The sequence below is a fragment of the Amycolatopsis iheyensis genome, assembly GCF_024703995.1.
Taxonomy (GTDB): domain Bacteria; phylum Actinomycetota; class Actinomycetes; order Mycobacteriales; family Pseudonocardiaceae; genus Amycolatopsis; species Amycolatopsis iheyensis.
Genome location: NZ_JAMXQV010000035.1, coordinates 15,624 through 30,568, shown reverse-complemented (window position 1 = coordinate 30,568; position 14,945 = coordinate 15,624). Strand labels below are relative to the sequence as shown.

The 14,945-nt window shown below is 71.5% G+C and carries 17 protein-coding genes and 1 tRNA gene; 10 read left to right on the top strand and 8 right to left on the bottom strand.

Going from position 1 to position 14,945, the window contains the following annotated elements:
* Positions 1 to 49: 49 nt before the first annotated feature.
* Both M8542_RS43455 and M8542_RS43450 read left to right on the top strand, forming a co-directional pair.
* Positions 50 to 1,627, top strand: coding sequence for a sensor histidine kinase (locus tag M8542_RS43455; RefSeq protein WP_257926335.1), 1,578 nt, complete (start codon positions 50 to 52; stop codon positions 1,625 to 1,627).
* Positions 1,624 to 2,283 (top strand): response regulator, encoded by a 660-nt coding sequence (locus tag M8542_RS43450; RefSeq protein ID WP_257926248.1) that lies wholly within the window; start codon positions 1,624 to 1,626, stop codon positions 2,281 to 2,283. The genes M8542_RS43455 and M8542_RS43450 overlap by 4 nt, the downstream gene beginning before the upstream one ends.
* A gap of 1 nt (position 2,284) precedes the next feature.
* Here the strand turns inward: M8542_RS43450 and M8542_RS43445 are convergent, their stop codons facing one another.
* Complete coding sequence (locus M8542_RS43445) at positions 2,285 to 2,911, bottom strand: hypothetical protein (protein WP_257926247.1); 627 nt, start codon at positions 2,909 to 2,911, stop codon at positions 2,285 to 2,287.
* Positions 2,912 to 3,001: 90 nt separating this feature from the next.
* Positions 3,002 to 3,820, bottom strand: coding sequence for an SDR family oxidoreductase (locus M8542_RS43440; protein WP_257926246.1), 819 nt, complete (start codon positions 3,818 to 3,820; stop codon positions 3,002 to 3,004).
* A gap of 127 nt (positions 3,821 to 3,947) precedes the next feature.
* Here M8542_RS43440 and M8542_RS43435 point away from each other — a divergent pair, with 127 nt between their 5' ends.
* Both M8542_RS43435 and M8542_RS43430 read left to right on the top strand, forming a co-directional pair.
* Complete coding sequence (locus M8542_RS43435) at positions 3,948 to 4,748, top strand: trypsin-like serine peptidase (RefSeq protein WP_257926245.1); 801 nt, start codon at positions 3,948 to 3,950, stop codon at positions 4,746 to 4,748.
* 7 nt (positions 4,749 to 4,755) lie between these two features.
* Positions 4,756 to 4,980: an RNA-binding S4 domain-containing protein gene (locus M8542_RS43430; RefSeq protein WP_257926244.1), complete on the top strand. Its 225-nt coding sequence runs from the start codon at positions 4,756 to 4,758 to the stop codon at positions 4,978 to 4,980.
* Between the two features lie 111 nt (positions 4,981 to 5,091).
* On the opposite strand, the gene M8542_RS43425 is transcribed toward M8542_RS43430, so the two are convergent.
* Complete coding sequence (locus M8542_RS43425; protein ID WP_257926243.1) at positions 5,092 to 6,033, bottom strand: Ldh family oxidoreductase; 942 nt, start codon at positions 6,031 to 6,033, stop codon at positions 5,092 to 5,094.
* Positions 6,034 to 6,135: 102 nt separating this feature from the next.
* Here M8542_RS43425 and M8542_RS43420 point away from each other — a divergent pair, with 102 nt between their 5' ends.
* The gene (locus M8542_RS43420; RefSeq protein ID WP_257926242.1) at positions 6,136 to 6,417 is read left to right on the top strand and encodes a DUF2277 domain-containing protein; all 282 of its coding nucleotides are present in this window, start codon (positions 6,136 to 6,138) and stop codon (positions 6,415 to 6,417) included.
* Positions 6,418 to 6,447: 30 nt separating this feature from the next.
* A complete protein-coding gene (locus M8542_RS43415; RefSeq protein ID WP_257926241.1) occupies positions 6,448 to 7,287 on the top strand; it encodes a patatin-like phospholipase family protein in 840 nt (279 codons plus the stop codon).
* Here M8542_RS43415 and M8542_RS43410 read toward each other — a convergent pair.
* Positions 7,268 to 7,678 (bottom strand): hypothetical protein, encoded by a 411-nt coding sequence (locus M8542_RS43410; protein WP_257926240.1) that lies wholly within the window; start codon positions 7,676 to 7,678, stop codon positions 7,268 to 7,270. The genes M8542_RS43415 and M8542_RS43410 overlap by 20 nt on opposite strands.
* A gap of 11 nt (positions 7,679 to 7,689) precedes the next feature.
* On the bottom strand, positions 7,690 to 8,094 hold the full coding sequence (locus M8542_RS43405) for a hypothetical protein (RefSeq protein WP_257926239.1): 405 nt from the start codon (positions 8,092 to 8,094) through the stop codon (positions 7,690 to 7,692).
* A gap of 66 nt (positions 8,095 to 8,160) precedes the next feature.
* Here M8542_RS43405 and M8542_RS43400 point away from each other — a divergent pair.
* Positions 8,161 to 8,247: transfer RNA gene (locus tag M8542_RS43400), tRNA-Ser, on the top strand.
* A 35-nt stretch (positions 8,248 to 8,282) separates the two neighbouring features.
* Here M8542_RS43400 and M8542_RS43395 read toward each other — a convergent pair.
* Positions 8,283 to 8,753 (bottom strand): MarR family winged helix-turn-helix transcriptional regulator, encoded by a 471-nt coding sequence (locus M8542_RS43395; RefSeq protein ID WP_257926238.1) that lies wholly within the window; start codon positions 8,751 to 8,753, stop codon positions 8,283 to 8,285.
* Positions 8,754 to 9,370: 617 nt separating this feature from the next.
* Here M8542_RS43395 and ypfJ point away from each other — a divergent pair.
* A complete protein-coding gene (ypfJ, locus tag M8542_RS43390; RefSeq protein WP_257926237.1) occupies positions 9,371 to 10,306 on the top strand; it encodes a KPN_02809 family neutral zinc metallopeptidase in 936 nt (311 codons plus the stop codon).
* 49 nt (positions 10,307 to 10,355) lie between these two features.
* Here ypfJ and M8542_RS43385 read toward each other — a convergent pair whose 3' ends face one another.
* Complete coding sequence (locus M8542_RS43385; protein WP_257926236.1) at positions 10,356 to 11,897, bottom strand: M28 family metallopeptidase; 1,542 nt, start codon at positions 11,895 to 11,897, stop codon at positions 10,356 to 10,358.
* Positions 11,898 to 11,979: 82 nt separating this feature from the next.
* Between M8542_RS43385 and M8542_RS43380 the strand changes: the two genes are divergently transcribed.
* Positions 11,980 to 12,957 carry an NAD(P)H-quinone oxidoreductase gene (locus M8542_RS43380; RefSeq protein WP_257926235.1) on the top strand — a complete coding sequence of 326 codons (978 nt, stop codon included), beginning with the start codon at positions 11,980 to 11,982 and terminating at the stop codon, positions 12,955 to 12,957.
* Here M8542_RS43380 and M8542_RS43375 read toward each other — a convergent pair.
* Entirely contained in the window at positions 12,954 to 14,153 is a 1,200-nt protein-coding gene (locus M8542_RS43375) for a cysteine desulfurase-like protein (protein ID WP_257926234.1), read from the bottom strand. The genes M8542_RS43380 and M8542_RS43375 overlap by 4 nt on opposite strands.
* 134 nt (positions 14,154 to 14,287) lie before the next feature.
* Between M8542_RS43375 and M8542_RS43370 the strand changes: the two genes are divergently transcribed.
* A complete protein-coding gene (locus M8542_RS43370; RefSeq protein ID WP_257926233.1) occupies positions 14,288 to 14,842 on the top strand; it encodes a bacterial proteasome activator family protein in 555 nt (184 codons plus the stop codon).
* Positions 14,843 to 14,945: the final 103 nt, after the last annotated feature.

Sequence of the window (14,945 nt, the reverse complement as noted above, 5' to 3'; positions counted from 1 at the left end):
CCAGGGGGTATGGTCCCCAGTCATGCCAAAGAGGGCGCTCTTCCCGCGGATGCGGTTCAGCAGGCAGGTGCTGCTGCTGCAGATCGGCGTCGTCCTGCTCGTGGTCGGGATCGGCGTCGCGCTGGTCAGCGTGCTCCTCTCGCGCACCCTCACCGACCAGTACGGCCGCCGCGCGCTGGCCATCGCGAAGTCCGTCGCCGCGGACCCGGTCGTCGTCGCGAACGCGGCCGCGAGGATCCCCGGCGGAGCGCTGGAAGAACGCGTCCTCGCCGTCACGAAGGTCAACGAGGCGTTGTTCGTCGTGATCACCGACGACGACGGCATCCGGCTCGCGCACCCGACCGAGAGCGAGATCGGGAAGCCGGTGAGCACCCCGCCGGACGTGGCCCTCGCCGGCGGCGACGAGGTCAGCGCGGTGCAGAGCGGCACGCTCGGGCTGTCCGTGCGCAGCAAGACCCCGATCTGGCAGGGAAAGCGCGTGGTCGGCGAGGTGAGTGTCGGCTTCGAGGTCGGCGACCCGACCGGCGACTTCAACCGGCTGCTGGTGATCACACTGCTGTTCGCGGGCGGCGCGCTGCTGCTCGGCGCGGGTGCGTCGGCGCTGCTCAACCGGCGCCTGCGCCGCGTCACGCACGGCCTCGAACCGCACGAGCTGACCGAGCTGCTCTACGAGCGCGAAGCCGTGTTGCACGGGATCGGCGAAGGCGTGCTCGCCGTCGACGACGCGAACCGCGTCTCGGTGCGCAACGACGAAGCCGAACGCTTGCTGGGCACCGAACTCCCGCTCGGCGCGGCTCTGTCCGAACTGGAGCTTTCGCCGCGCCTGCACAAGGCCGTCGCCGAAGGACGGCCGGTCGACAACCTCCTCGCGGTGGCGGGAAACCGCGTGCTCGTGATCAACTCGCGCGCGGTCCGGCTCGACGACCGCGACATCGGCACCGTGCTGACCTTCCGCGACCGCACCGACCTCGACACGCTCACCCGCGAGCTCGACGGCATCCGCGTGCTGTCCGACGGCCTGCGCGCGCAGCGGCACGAGTTCGCGAACCGGCTGCACACGCTCTACGGGCTGCTCCAGCTCGGCCACCACACCGAGGCCGTCGAATACCTGCAGACCCTGACGGACTCGACGTCGGCGCGGCCGAGCGAGCTGGGCGACGCCGTCGCCGACCCGTACCTGCAGGCGCTGCTCGTCGCGAAAACCGAGCAGGCGCAGGAAAAGGGCCTCACGCTGAAGCTCGCCGACGACACCTGGGTGCCGACGACGGTGACCGACCCGATCGCCGCGAACACGGTGATCGGCAACCTCGTCGACAACGCCCTGCACGCCGCCCGGATGGGCCCGCGCCGGCCGGCGACGGTCGAAGTCAGCCTGCTCGCCGAGGGCGACACCCTGCACCTGTCCGTTGTGGACAGTGGCCCCGGCGTGCCCGAAGACCTGCGGCGGACGTTGTTCGACGAAGGCGTCTCGACGAAGATCACGCCAGGGCACGGACTCGGGCTGGCGCTGGCCCGCCAAGCCGCCCGCGCCCGCGGCGGCGACGTCTGGCTGGCCGGCCCCGGCGACGGCGAGGCCGGCGCCCTGTTCGTCGCGAAGCTGCCCGGAATGCTGACGGAGGACCGATGATCCGCACGCTCATCGTCGACGACGACTTCCGGGTCGCCGGGGTGCACGCCGGGTTCGTCGAGGAGGTCGGCGGCTTCGCCGTCGTCGGCACCGCGCACACCGCCGCGGAGGCGCGGGCGAGGGTGCGCGAGCTGGCGCCGGACCTGGTGCTGCTCGACGTCTACCTGCCCGACGAGTCCGGCCTCGCGGTGCTCCCGGAGCTGCAGACCGACACGATCGTGCTGTCCGCGGCGACCGACAGCGCGTCGGTGGCCGCGGCGATCCGGGCGGGCGCGCTGAACTACCTGATCAAGCCGTTCACGACCCGTCAGCTCGCCGAACGCCTGACGTCGTACGCGCGCTTCCGCGGCCTGCTCGGCGAAGACCGGGCGCTGGCCCAGGACGACGTCGACCGCGCGTACCGGGTGCTGCACGACCAGGACCGCACGTCCGCGCCGAAGGGCCAGTCGACGGCGACGTCCCGGCTGGTTTCGGAGCAGCTGCGGCGGGCCGGGCGGCCGTTGTCGGCCGCGGAGGTGGCGGGCGAGCTGGGCATGGCACGGGCGACGGCGCAGCGGTACCTGACGGCGCTGGCGGAGTCGGGAACGGTCCAGATGCGCTTGCGCTACGGCGCCACCGGGCGCCCGGAGCACGAGTACCGCTGGAGCGACGCCTGACTCAGCGGCGGACGGTCGTCGTGTACTGGTACTGCCGCATCATGCTTTCGGCGGCGTTCACCCAGGACTGCACCGGGTTCGGCGTGGCCGACGTCGACGGCGGCAGGTCGACGCGTGCCTCGTCCTCCTCGGGGACGGCCTTCTTCGCCTGCGGTTTCGCCTGCACCTGAACCTGCTTCGGCGCGGGCTTCGCGGGCACCGGCACGAACACGGTCTTCGGCGGCGGCGTGACGGGCGGCGCCTGCGGGGCCGGCGGCTCGGGCGCGGGGGCCGCGGCGGCGACCGCCGGACGCTGGTCGACCTGGGCGACGTCGTCGGCGGGCGCCGGGGCGAACAGCCCACCGGTGAACAGCCCGCCGCCCAGCCACCCGGCCGCGACGAGCAGCACCGCGGCGCCGCCGCCGAGCCACGTGCGGGCGCGGCGGCGGATCACCACGGACTTCGGGCGCAGGTCCTGGTCGCACACCGGCGGCCGGGTGTAGATCGGCTCGGCCGCGGGCAGGTCGTCGTCGGTGCGCCGGCGGCGGGGCAGGCTCGCCGCGACGATGCCGGTGCGGTCCAGCAACTCCACCGCGGTGCGGTCGCTGGACGAACGGGTCGCACTGCTGCGCGGTGCGGTGCGAAGCATCGGGGGACCTCCGGTACGGGCTCGCGGACCCCACGCATTCTGGACCATTTCGGACGACGCTGTCAGAAAGGCAACCTGAATGAGTGAAGGTCAGTTGCCCATTTGTTTGAGTCCCATCCGCGCGAGGACGGCCAGCGGCCGCTGGTACGCCGAGCCGAGCACGCGCGGGATCGCGTCGATGACGTAGGCGTCCGGTCCGATGAGGATCCGCGCCGACTTCCGCTCGATGCCGCGCAGGATCGTCTGCGCCGCCTTCTCCGGCGTCGTCCGGGCGATCCGTTCGAAGCCCTGGGCGGCCTCCTCCTGGTCGTCGGCGATGCTGCGCGCGTTGCGCACGATGTTCGTCTTGATGCCGCCGGGGTGCACGCAGCTGACGGCGACCGGGTGACGCGCGATCAGCATTTCTTCGCGCAGTGCTTCGGTGAATCCGCGAACGGCGAACTTCGCCGCGTTGTACGCGCTCTGCGTCGGCACGCCGACGAAGCCGAACACGCTGGAAATGTTCACGACGTGCCCTTCACCGGAGGCGATCAGGTGCGGCAGGAAGGCCTTCGTCCCGTTGACGACGCCGCCGAGGTTGATCCCCATCAGCCAGTCGTAGTCCTCGAACGTCATCTCTTCGACGGTCGCGCCGAGCGCCACGCCCGCGTTGTTGACGACGACGTTGACGCGGCCGAACTCCTCGGCGACCTCGTCGGCGTGCGCGAGGACGGCGGCCCGGTCGGCGACGTCGAGGGTGAACGGGCGGGCGTTGTCGCCGGCCAGCTTCGCTGTCTCCTCCGCGTTCGCCGCGTCGACGTCGGAGAGCGCGACCTTCGCCCCGCGCCGCGCGAACTCGACCGAAAGTGCCCGCCCGATCCCCGAGCCCGCCCCGGTGACCACCACGACCTTGTCCGCGAACTGCTTCATCGGCTCTCCCTCAGGTGTTACTCCGGAGTTACGGATACTAGCGGCTGTGAGCTTGCTGTGGGTGTGCTCGTTGTGTCGGTGCGACGTCTTATGGTGATCCGGTCGGGTTCGCGGCAGACAGGAGGCGATGCGCGTGCGGCGGTCCGCCGTCTTGCTATCCCTTGCCGCGGTCCTGCTGCTCGGCGCGGCTTTCGTCGTGGTCGTCGCGGCCCGGCAGACCCGTACCGCGGACGCGACGACCCCGGACGTCGTCGAAGCCGTCCCGGTGTCGACGCCCGACCTGCCCGCGGTGTCCAGCCCCGCGATCGGCGCGTTGTTCATCGACGGGGCGCACTACTGCACCGCCAGCGTCGTCCACAGCCAGCAGGGCGACGTCCTGCTGACGGCGGCCCACTGCATCCACGACGGCGAGGGCGGCGACTACCTCGGCGGCGTCACCTTCGCCCCGGCCTACCACGACGGCGTCGCGCCCTTCGGCTTCTGGACGGTGTCGGACGAGCTCGTCGCGCCGGGCTGGAGCGCGTCGTCGGACCCGGACCTCGACGTCGGCTTCGCCACCGCGCACCAGGTGGGCGCCACGAAGCCGCTGGAAAGCCTGGTCGGCGCGAACACCCTGGGCACCGGCGGCCCGTTCGAGCAGGCCATCACCCTGACCGGCTACCCGGACGACTCCGAAGCGCCCGCCGTCTGCCAGAACACCACCAGCAAGCAGGACACCTACCAGCGGAAGGTGGACTGCGCGGGCTTCCCGACCGGCACCAGCGGCGGCCCGTGGGTCACCGGCCAGGACCCGAAGACCCGGCTGGGCACGGTGATCGGCGTCATCGGCGGCTTCGAGTACGGCGGCGACGACCCGGACACGTCGTATTCGAGCTACTTCGACACGGACGTGCAGGCCCTCTACCGGCAGACGACCGCCCGGGCATGATGCGGGTATGAGCGATCCCGTCGACGTACCCATCACCGGCGAGCCCATCCGGCTCGGCCAGTTCCTGAAGCTGGCCGGCCTCGCCGAAGACGGCTCCCACGCGAAGGACCTGATCGACGCGGAGGAGGTCACGGTCAACGGCGAGGTCGAGACCCGCCGCGGCCGCCAGCTGACCGACGGCGACGTGGTGGCGGTGGGCCCGGACCGCGGCAAGGTGATCCTGGTCCGCTGACCCGGGCCCGATGCGCCCCAATGTGGCGTTCGGCGCATCCAACGCACCCAATGTGGCGTTCGGTGCGTCCAACGCACCCAACGCCACATTGGGGCGTTTGAAAGCCGGGCGTCAGCCGACGCTGGTGAGCGGGGGCAGGCCGAGGGACGAGGCCAGGCCGTCCAGCTCGCGGCGGATCGGGCCGGCCAGTGGCACGCCCAACGCCCGGCACTGCTCCAGGTGCTGGGCCTCGCGCCAGCCGGGGTAGCGGATCGGCGCGCCGCCCTCCCAGCCGAGCATGCTGCCGAACAGCGCGCTCGCCGCGCGGTAGAAGCCGTCGGCGCTGCGCAGGGTCGTCGGCGCGATCGCCAGCACCAGCAGGCCCGTGTCGTGCTCGTGGTCGGCGACGCCGGAGAGGACCCCGGCGAGGACCTCGACCAGCAGCGTCAGCCCGGCGGCTTCCGCGCCCGGGCGGTCGACGTCGAACACGAACTCCGGGTACGCGCCGCCCGGCGCGGCCATGCCCAGCGGGTTCATCGGCGAGCCGGGTTCGCCGCCCGCGGCGAGCACCAGCCCGATCATCGCGTGCGGCAGGGCGCGCGCGGCGTGGTGCCCGGCCCGGCCGAACGGCCCGACACCCCGCAGCGAGACGAGCCCGACACCGAAGCGGCCGGCCCGCGTCACCGCCCGGTCCATCGCGTCGCCGACCGCCCACAACCCGGGCGCGCGGCGGTAGTCGAGCAGCGCCGCGGCGCCGCGGTCGGCGATCATCAGCGGCTTGGCGTGCGGCACGACCAGCCCGGTTTCCAGCTGGGGCAGGTGCACGCGGGTCAGGTCGGCGACGCCGTGCTGCGGGGAGCCGGTCAAATCGCCGTGGCAGAGCGCTTCCGCGGCGATCCGGGCGCGGGTTTCGGGGTAGCCGTGGGCCGTGAAGACGTGGGCCACGAGGGTGACGAGCTCATCGGCCCGCACGCGCGGCCAGGCCTGTTCCGGGATGGGGGTTTCCGGGAGTTCCTCTGCGACGGTCGCGGGTTCGGGGCGGGCGGAGCGGAAGGGACGCGGTCTGAGAGGCACTTCCCCGACACTGCCCAAGCGCGGCCCGGGGCGTCAACGACGTTGGGCCGGGCCTACCCAACCGTGTGATCCGGGGCTCCGAAGAGTCGTACCCTGGGCGCTATGTGCCGAAACATCACCACCCTCCGTGGACTCCAGCCGGCCGCGACCGACGAGGAGATCGAGGCCGCGGCGCGCCAGTACGTCCGCAAGGTGACCGGCGTGCAGTCGCTGTCGGACGCCACGCGCGAGCCGTTCGAAGCCGCGGTCGCCGAGATCACGGAAATCACCACGCGGCTGCTGGAGCAGCTGCCCGAACGCCGTCAGCCGCCGGCGACGGTGCCGCCGCTGCGGCGGCCCGAGGTGCGGGCGCGGATCGCGGCCCAGGCGTTGAAGCGGCCGTAACTGTCGGACCCCGTCGCTAAGGTGTCGGCCATGGGCGGACAGGCTTTGGTGCTGGGCGGCGGCGGGGTCGCCGGAATCGCGTGGACGACGGGGTTGCTGGTGGGCTTGGCCGAGCACGGCCAGGACCTGACGGGAGCCGACCTGTTCGTCGGCACGTCCGCGGGTTCGGCGGTCGCGGCGCAGGTGACGAGCGGGCTTTCCCTGGAGGAGCTGTTCGCGCGCCAGGTCGACCCGGCGCGCCAGGCGCCGGAGATCCCGGCCGAAATCGACTTCGAGAAGTTCGCGGCCGACTTCGGCGGCGCGGTCACCGGCGCCACGGACCCGGCGGAGATCCGTCGCGCGGTCGGCAAGCTGGCGCTCGCGGCGCCGACGGTGCCGGAGGCGGAGCGCCACGCGGTGATCGAGGCGCGGCTGCCGTCCCACGACTGGCCGGAGCAGCGCTTGGTGATCGTGGCGGTCGACGCGGAAACGGGCGAGCCACGCCGCTTCGACCGCGCGTCGGGGGTGTCGCTGGTCGACGCGGTGGCGGCGAGCTGCGCGGTCCCGGGCGTCTGGCCGGCGGTGACGATCGAAGGCCGCCGCTACGTCGACGGCGGCGTCCGCTCGGCCGAGAACGCCGACTACGCCGCGGGCGCCACACGCGTCACGGTGATTTCCCCGCTGGGCGCGGATTCCCCGCTCCCGATGGAGAAGCCGCTGTCGGCGGTGCTGGACGACCTGCGCGCGGCGGGCGCGGCAGTCACGCTGGTCACCCCGGACGAGGAAGCCGTGGCGGCGATCGGCGAGAACCCGCTGGACCCGACGGCCCGCACGCCGGCCGCGGAGGCGGGCCGGGCGCAAGGAGCGGCGCTCACGCTGAGCTGGACGTAGACCGGCGGGCCGAGAGCACCAGGCCGCCGAACCCGACGGCGGCGCCGGTGAACGGGATGGCGATCGCCCACGAACCCGGCAGCCACACTTCGCCGGCGGTGTCCTGGGCGATCCGGTCTTCGTGGGGCCAGTAGCGGACCTCGAAGTGGCTGCCTCGCACGTACCCCGGCCCGGACCACTTGCGCGTGCGGCGGTCGTACTTCCAACTGGTCCGCACGTCGTAGTACCGGTCGCCGACCAGCGCCACGACCTCGTCCACGGCGCTGAGCCGCTCGACCGTCGCCGGGGCCACCACCGAGCCCGCGCGGTCTCGGTAGTGGTCCACGAGGAACCCGATCCCGAACAGGGACGCCACGAAGAGCACCAGCAGGAGCAGCCCGCCCGCAGTCACCGGGCGCGCCTTCACGACCGGGCCCGCATCCGCCGCAGCGACACAGCGAAACCCACCGCCGCGATCGGCACGAACGCCCCGGCGACCGCCAGCCCCGCGACCGGCGGGATCCCCTCGTCGAGGTCGACGCGGCCGGTCTCGGGCCAGTAGCGGAGCTCGACCGGCCGGCCGACGGGGTGCCGGCCGGGCTTGGCCGTGCCGGTCGACACCGTCCTGGTCGCCGGGGTGCCGTCCGGGGCGGTGTAGGCCACCGTCACGCGGTGGTGGGCGTCGTCCACCGCCGTCACGCGGGCCGGCAGCACGCGCGAACGCGTTTCGTCGTACGTCTGGGCTCCGAAGACGCCGGCCAGGGCCAGCGCCAGCAACCCCAGGATCGCGAAAGCCCCGACCGCACCACCGCGTTGGCCCGTTCCCATGCCGGAAGCACGTCGCGGGCCGGGTTCAGGTTGCCGCCGAGTGCGTCGGCTACCCTCGTGGAGCGAGGTAGCGTGTCCGAGCGGCCGAAGGAACATGTCTTGAAAACATGCGAGGGGGCAACCTCTCCGTGGGTTCGAATCCCACCGCTACCGCTCCAGGCCCCGGGCGCGGAGTAGCCGCGCCCGGGTCAGTCCACCTCCGACAGGTGCTCGAGCACCCGGTCGAACGCGGCGGCGATCGTCGCCTGCTCTTCGGGGCTCAACAGGTCGATGAGGTGCTCTCGCACCCCTTCCAGGTGGGTCGGCGCCGCGGTCCGGAGCAACGCCAGTCCCTCCTCCGTCAGCTCCGTGATGACGCCGCGCTTGTCCTCCGGGTCGCGGGCCCGCCGGACCACCCCCGCGTCCTCGAGCCGGCCGATCTGGTGGGACAGCCGGCTCTTCGTCGATCCCATCAGGACCGCCAGCTCCGACATCCGCATCCGGTGGCCGGCCTGCATCTCCAGGCACACCAGCACTTCGTAGTCGACCAGTGACACGTCGTGCTGCACGGCCAGCTCGCGGTGCAGCCGCTGCCGCAGCCGCAGGGTCGCGACGATGTAGGAGCGCCACGCCGCCATCTCGGCTTCGTCCAACCAACGCACAGGCCGCTCCTCGGTCATAAGGCAGCGTAGAACGCTGATCAAGGGACCGCGCGGTCCGAGTCCGATCCGATGCCGGTAAAAATGCCGTCGCAACATCGCCCGAAGGTGGGGTCACGAAAAGGTTGAGACTCGGGCGGAAAAGGCGCATTCTGCTTGTCGGTGGCCGGTCGGCCAGGGTATGGCGCGGCGACGGCGGCGCGTCGGCCCGGCTCCCCACCAGGAGAGGTCAGGTGGTTGCGTGGCGGGTGATTCTCGCGGTTGACCGCCAGCTGTGTCCCCGCGACCGGAACGGCATCCGAACGGGCCGGGCGCGATTGCGAACAGCATGTCAGCGGGCTTCTACGGTGCGTTCACGCATTCGGCGTCGATCGGGCCTGTATCGCGTCCCGACCTCGGCAGTCGGGACGACAGCGCCTGAACGCCGGCCCGGCCGCGGCCAACCGCTCGACCGAAACAAAGACATAACCTCGGTACCAGAGCCCGGGTTGCCGCCGTCAGCGCGACGGCGGTGGCCCGGGCTCGTTACCGATCCGGCCAAAGGAGGCGGAGACGTTTCGCAGCCGATCAGCGCAAGGTGCCGGTTTCCGCCGTGGCTGCGGTCGGATCGGTAACGAACGGCGCAGTACCATTCGCGGGTGAGGTTCGACGACGACGCCGGCCTGGACACCTCCGAGGTCCAGGACCTGCGCGGTAGCGGCGGTGGTGGCGGCGGGATCGGCGGCCGCGTGGCACTCGGTGGTGGCGGGCTCGGCGTGGTGGGCCTGATCATCTACTTCGTGCTCTCCCAGCTCGGCGGGGTGAGCATCGGCGGGAGCGGCGGCAGCGGCCTGAGTGGCGGGCTCGGCAGCGTCGGGTCCGGCCAGCAGGTCGACAACTCGAAGCTCGACAGCCAGTGCAAGAAGGGCTCCGACGCCAACAGCAACCACGACTGCGCGATCGTCGCGGTCGTCAACTCCGTGCAGGACTACTGGACGCAGCAGTTCGCGCGCTCCGGCTCGACCTACCGGAAGTCGACGACGAACTTCTTCAACGGCGGCGTCCGCACCGGGTGCGGCAGCGCCACCTCCGACACGGGGCCGTTCTACTGCCCGGCCGACTCCAAGGTCTACATCGACCTCTCCTTCTTCGACGAGCTGAAGACGCGCTTCGGCGCGCAGGGCGGCCTCTTCACCGAGTCCTACGTGCTCGCCCACGAGTACGGCCATCACGTGCAGAACCTGCTCGGGACGTCGAAGAAGGGCACGGGCACCGGCCCGACGTCCGGTTCGGTCCGGCTGGAGCTGCAGGCCGACTGCTACGCCGGTGTCTGGGCCAACCACGCCTCGACGACGCCGACCGACAGCGGCAAGCCGCTGATCACCGACATCACCCAGGACGACATCGCGTCCGCGCTGGACACCGCGTCCCGCATCGGTGACGACTACATCCAGCAGAACCTCGGCGGCGGCCAGGTCGACCGCTCGAAGTTCACCCACGGCACGTCCGCGCAGCGCAAGAAGTGGTTCACCACCGGCTTCCAGACCGGCGAACCCGCGCGGTGCGACACGTTCGGCACCAGCAACCTGGGCTGAGACACGAAAAAAGGGGCCGTCCCGGCGTGGGACGGCCCCTTTTCCGTGCTTACGCGGTCAGCGCGTGCGGGTCACCGGCGACGGCACGAGCGGAGAAGTTCCGCTGCGCGCCGCGTTCGGCGGCCTTCTGCTTGACCGTCTTGCTCTTGCCCGGCTTGACGCCGTTGACGCTCTCGGTGCTCGTCGCGTAGACGCCGAGGGCCCAGGCGACGCCGTCCGCGTTGCGGTCCAGCGCGACCCGGTCGATGTTGCCCAGGTTGTCGCAGGCCTGGTGGTAGCACGGGTCGAATGCGATGTTCGCCGTGCCGCCCCACTTCGCCGCCTGCGCCGGGGTCTTCAGCACCTCGGCGCCGGTGTCCAGACCGCCGGCCGGGATGCCGACGGCGATGAACTCGCCGTAGTCCGAGCGGCCGGTGAAGTCGGTGCCCTCCAGCGAGACGCCCCGCGCGGCCTGCATGAAGTCGACGAAGGTCTTCTCGATCTGCGCCGAGCCGTACGGGCCGGGGCCCGCGCCGACGCCGTCGGAGTTGTCACCGTCGTAGGCGAAGTACCCGGCGTTCGGCGAGCCGATCATGTCGAAGTTCAGGTACAGCGCGATGTCCAGCTGCTGCTCGAAGCTCAGCTGGTCGACGTAGTAGGTCGAGCCGATCAGCCCGAACTCCTCCGAGCTCCAGAAGCCGAACCGGACGGCGTTGTTGACCTTCGGGCTGCTCCCCAGCTGCAGCGCCGTCTCGAGCAGGGTCGCCGAGCCGGAGCCGTTGTCGTTGATGCCCGGGCCCGCCGGGACGCTGTCGAGGTGCGACCCGAGCATCACGACGTTGTCCTTGCGCCCGGTCTTGGTCTCGGCGATGACGTTGTAGCTGGTCCGCGCCTCCTGGAAGGCCCGCAGCTCCAGCGTCACGCTCTGGCCGCCGAGGGTGGCCAGCTGCGCGCCCGCGGCCGCCGTCACGCCACCGGTCGGGATCTTGGCGACGGCCGGGTCCCCCAGGGTCCCGTTCAGGGCGCCGTCGGTGTTGTTGTAGACGATGGCGCCGATCGCGCCGGCCGCCGCGGCGGTCTCCTGCTTCTGCGCGAACGAGCAGCCGCCGCGCTTGATCAGCGCGATCTTGCCGGCGACGTCGGCGCTGTAGTCCGTGGCCTCGCAGCCGCTGGTGTCGTCGACCGGGACGACGGCGAGCGGCGCGGTGATGCCGCCGACGGGCGTCGAGACGGTGTACTCCATCGCGATGACCGGGACGTTCGCGCCGCCCGCGGTGAGCTTCTCGGCCAGGGTCTCCGCGTAGGTGAACGGGAACTCCTGGCGGGTCACCTGGAAGCCGGCCGCGGTGAGCTTGTTCGCGATGTACTCGGCGGACTTCTTGTGGCCTTCGGTGCTCGCCGCCCGGGTGCCGCCGTTGGTGTCGGCGATCCGCTGCAGGGCGATGAGGTGCCGGTTGACGCCGTCGACGCCGACCTTCTTGACGAGCTGCTTCGCCAGGGCGGGGCCGTCGGGGACCGTGTTCGCGGCGGCGGCCGGGGTCAGGCCGAGCGCCAGCGTCGCGCAGGCGGCCAGGGCCACCGGCGGCAGGATTCTTCTTCGAATGGGTGACATGGTTGCTCACCTTTGTTCCGAATGAGTAGTACGTCAATGCGTCATTCGGCGGGAAGTTCAGCGGCCGGTATACAGTCGACACATGTACGCGATCACCATCCGTGAACCAGGTGACCCGGACGTTCTCGAGTGGGCGGAGGTCGCGGATCCGCGTCCCGGGCCCGGCGAAGTGCTGCTGGACGTCGCGGCGAGCGGAGTCAACCGCGCGGACCTCCTGCAGCGGCAGGGCAACTACCCGCCGCCGCCTGGCGCCAGCGAAACCATCGGCCTGGAGTGCTCCGGCACGATCACCGAACTCGGCGAAGGTGTCGAAGGCTGGGCGGTCGGCGACGAGGTCTGCGCGCTGCTCGCCGGCGGTGGTTACGCGCAGAAGGCCGCCGTCCCGGCCGGGCAGCTGCTGCCCGTGCCGGCCGAGGTGGACCTGATCACCGCCGCCGCGCTGCCCGAGGTGGCGTGCACGGTCTGGGCGAACGTCGTGATGCACGCGAAGCTCACCGAAGGCGAGGTGCTGCTGGTCCACGGCGGCGCCGGCGGCATCGGCACGCACGCGATCCAGGTCGGCAAGGCGCTCGGCGCGACCGTCGCCGTCACCGCGGGTTCGGCGGAGCGGCTCGACCGCTGCCGCCAGCTCGGCGCCGACATCGCGATCAACTACAAGGACGAGGACTTCGTCGAGGTGCTCCGGAAGGAGACCGGCGGCGCGAACGTCATCCTCGACAACATGGGCGCGTCCTACCTGGGGCGCAACGTGAACGCGCTGCAGCAGGACGGCCGGCTGGTGATCATCGGCATGCAGGGCGGGGTCAAGGGCGAGCTGAACGTCGGGGCGCTGCTCGGCAAGCGGGCCCAGGTGTTCGCCGCGGGCCTGCGGTTCCGGCCGCTGGAGCAGAAGGCCGCGATCGTCGCCGACGTCCGGGAAAACCTGTGGCCGCTGGTTTCCGAGGGCACCGTGAAGCCGATCGTCGACCAGGTCGTGCCGATGGCCGAAGCCGCGTCGGCGCACCGCGCGATGGACGAAGGCTCGGTGTTCGGGAAGATCCTGCTGGCCGCGAAGTCCTAACGCAGTTCTTCGAGGACCCGCACCAGCTGGTTGATTTCGAAGACGTTGGAGTAGTGGGCGAGCCCGATCCGCACGGCGCCGCCCACTTCTCCGACTCCCAGCGACGCGAAGACGCCCGCCGCACCGTCGTCGGCGAAGGCGCACAACCCCTGCGACGCCAGGTATTCGGCGACTTCGGGCGCCTTCTTGCCGGCGACGGCGAACGCGAGCGCGGGAATGCGTCTCATCGCGTTGCCGATGACCATGATGTGCCGCAACGACAGCAGTTCCGTGGACAGCTGCGCGAGCAGCCCGGCGTGGTACGACTTCGCCGAGCCGAGCGAGGTGACCAGGCGCTCGCGGCGTGACCCGGCGGCGGCGTCGTCGAGGCCCGCCAGGTAGTCGATCGACGCGATCAGCCCGGCCAGCAGCGGGTACGCGTGCGGGCCGAGCTCGAGCCGGGCGGCGCCGCGGGCGGTCGGGTCGAGCGAGACCGACGGGATCCGCTCGATCAGCTCCGGGTCGCGGAAGACGAGCGCGCCGACGGACGGGCCGCCCCACGCCTGCGCGGAGACGACCATGACGTCGGCGCCGAGCGCGTTGATGTCGAGCGGCAGGAAGGGCGCGGCGTAGGTGGCGTCGACGACGACGAGCGCGCCGACCCGCTTGGCGAACTCGATGATCGTCGGGACGTCCGGCCGGGTGCCGACGGACCCGGACGCGAGCGTGACCGCGACGGCCTTGGTGCGCGCCGACACGAGCTGCTCGTACTGCCACGCGGGCAGTTCGCACGTTTCAATGTCGATCTCACCCCAGCGCACGACGGCCCCGACGCGTTTCGCGGCGCGTTGCCACGGCGCGAGGTTGGCTTGTTCGTCGAGCCTCGACACGACGACCTCGTCGCCGATCGTCCAGCGCTCGGCGAGCGCGTCACAGAGCCGGCGCAGCATCACCGGCGCGCTCGGCCCGAGCACGACGGCGGCCGGGTCGGCCCCGACCAGGTCGGCCACGGCCCGGCGGGCCGCGGTCACGATGCTTTCCGCGCGTTGTGAGGCCGGAAACGCTCCACCCGGCCCGGACACCGGGGCGCGCATCGCCGTGGAAACGGCCGAAGCGACCTGTTCCGGGACCAGCATTCCGGCGGCGCCGTCGAAGTGAATCCAGCCGTCACCCAGCGCGGGAAAGAGCCCACGGATACGAGCGACGTCGAACGCCATGTGGACACCGTACGGACGTGCGGTTTCGCCGCGCGCCCGGGGTTGGGTGGAGAGCCACCGGGAACCCCGATTGCGGCTACGCTCGGAGACGGACGCCCCGTGGGTGTCGCGGAGCGTGGCGAAGGCGAGCCAGGATGGAGCACATGACCGAGCCGAACTTCACAGCGGGTGACGCGGGCCAGCAATCTTCACCCCACGTGGTGGTAGTCGGAAAGGACGGCTCACCGGTCGAGGGCGCGGAGCACGCCGAGGCGGTGGGCGAGCTCATCGAAGAGCCGGCCAAGGTGATGCGCATCGGCACGATGATCAAGCAGCTGCTGGAGGAGGTCCGCGCGGCACCGCTGGACGACGCGTCCCGCACGCGGGTGCGCGAGATCCACCAGACGTCGGTGAAGGAGCTGGCGAACGCGCTGGCGCCGGAGCTGCAGAGCGAGCTGGAGCGCCTGGTCCACCCCTTCACCGACGACTCGACGCCTTCGGACGCGGAGCTGCGGATCGCGCAGGCGCAGCTCGTCGGGTGGCTGGAGGGGTTGTTCAGCGGAATCCAGACGGCGCTGTTCGCCCAGCAGATGGCGGCTCGGGTACAGCTCGAGCAGATGCGGCGGGGGTTGCCTGCCGGGCCTTCCGCTGGTGCGGGGCCTGAGGCGCCGCATGGGCCGGGGATTTCGGGGACTGGGCAGTACCTCTGATTCCTCTGATTCTTCGGGGAGAGGGGTTGTCCACAGACTGAGGGGGATGTGGACAACCCCTGTGGATAAGTCGGCTTTGAGGCTGGTTGGTCCGGGGGTGGCG

What these genes read in the sequence shown, in the direction of transcription:
- M8542_RS43445 (WP_257926247.1), bottom strand. Translation starts at nt 2,911, where the DNA reads ATGCTTCGCACCGCACCGCGCAGCAGTGCGACCCGTTCGTCCAGCGAC.
- M8542_RS43420 (WP_257926242.1), top strand. Translation starts at nt 6,136, where the DNA reads ATGTGCCGAAACATCACCACCCTCCGTGGACTCCAGCCGGCCGCGACC.
- M8542_RS43385 (WP_257926236.1), bottom strand. Translation starts at nt 11,897, where the DNA reads ATGTCACCCATTCGAAGAAGAATCCTGCCGCCGGTGGCCCTGGCCGCC.
- M8542_RS43395 (WP_257926238.1), bottom strand. Translation starts at nt 8,753, where the DNA reads ATGACCGAGGAGCGGCCTGTGCGTTGGTTGGACGAAGCCGAGATGGCG.
- M8542_RS43440 (WP_257926246.1), bottom strand. Translation starts at nt 3,820, where the DNA reads ATGAAGCAGTTCGCGGACAAGGTCGTGGTGGTCACCGGGGCGGGCTCG.
- M8542_RS43430 (WP_257926244.1), top strand. Translation starts at nt 4,756, where the DNA reads ATGAGCGATCCCGTCGACGTACCCATCACCGGCGAGCCCATCCGGCTC.
- M8542_RS43455 (WP_257926335.1), top strand. Translation starts at nt 50, where the DNA reads ATGCGGTTCAGCAGGCAGGTGCTGCTGCTGCAGATCGGCGTCGTCCTG.
- M8542_RS43415 (WP_257926241.1), top strand. Translation starts at nt 6,448, where the DNA reads ATGGGCGGACAGGCTTTGGTGCTGGGCGGCGGCGGGGTCGCCGGAATC.
- M8542_RS43405 (WP_257926239.1), bottom strand. Translation starts at nt 8,094, where the DNA reads ATGGGAACGGGCCAACGCGGTGGTGCGGTCGGGGCTTTCGCGATCCTG.
- M8542_RS43370 (WP_257926233.1), top strand. Translation starts at nt 14,288, where the DNA reads ATGGAGCACATGACCGAGCCGAACTTCACAGCGGGTGACGCGGGCCAG.
- M8542_RS43450 (WP_257926248.1), top strand. Translation starts at nt 1,624, where the DNA reads ATGATCCGCACGCTCATCGTCGACGACGACTTCCGGGTCGCCGGGGTG.
- M8542_RS43435 (WP_257926245.1), top strand. Translation starts at nt 3,948, where the DNA reads ATGCGCGTGCGGCGGTCCGCCGTCTTGCTATCCCTTGCCGCGGTCCTG.
- M8542_RS43380 (WP_257926235.1), top strand. Translation starts at nt 11,980, where the DNA reads ATGTACGCGATCACCATCCGTGAACCAGGTGACCCGGACGTTCTCGAG.
- M8542_RS43375 (WP_257926234.1), bottom strand. Translation starts at nt 14,153, where the DNA reads ATGGCGTTCGACGTCGCTCGTATCCGTGGGCTCTTTCCCGCGCTGGGT.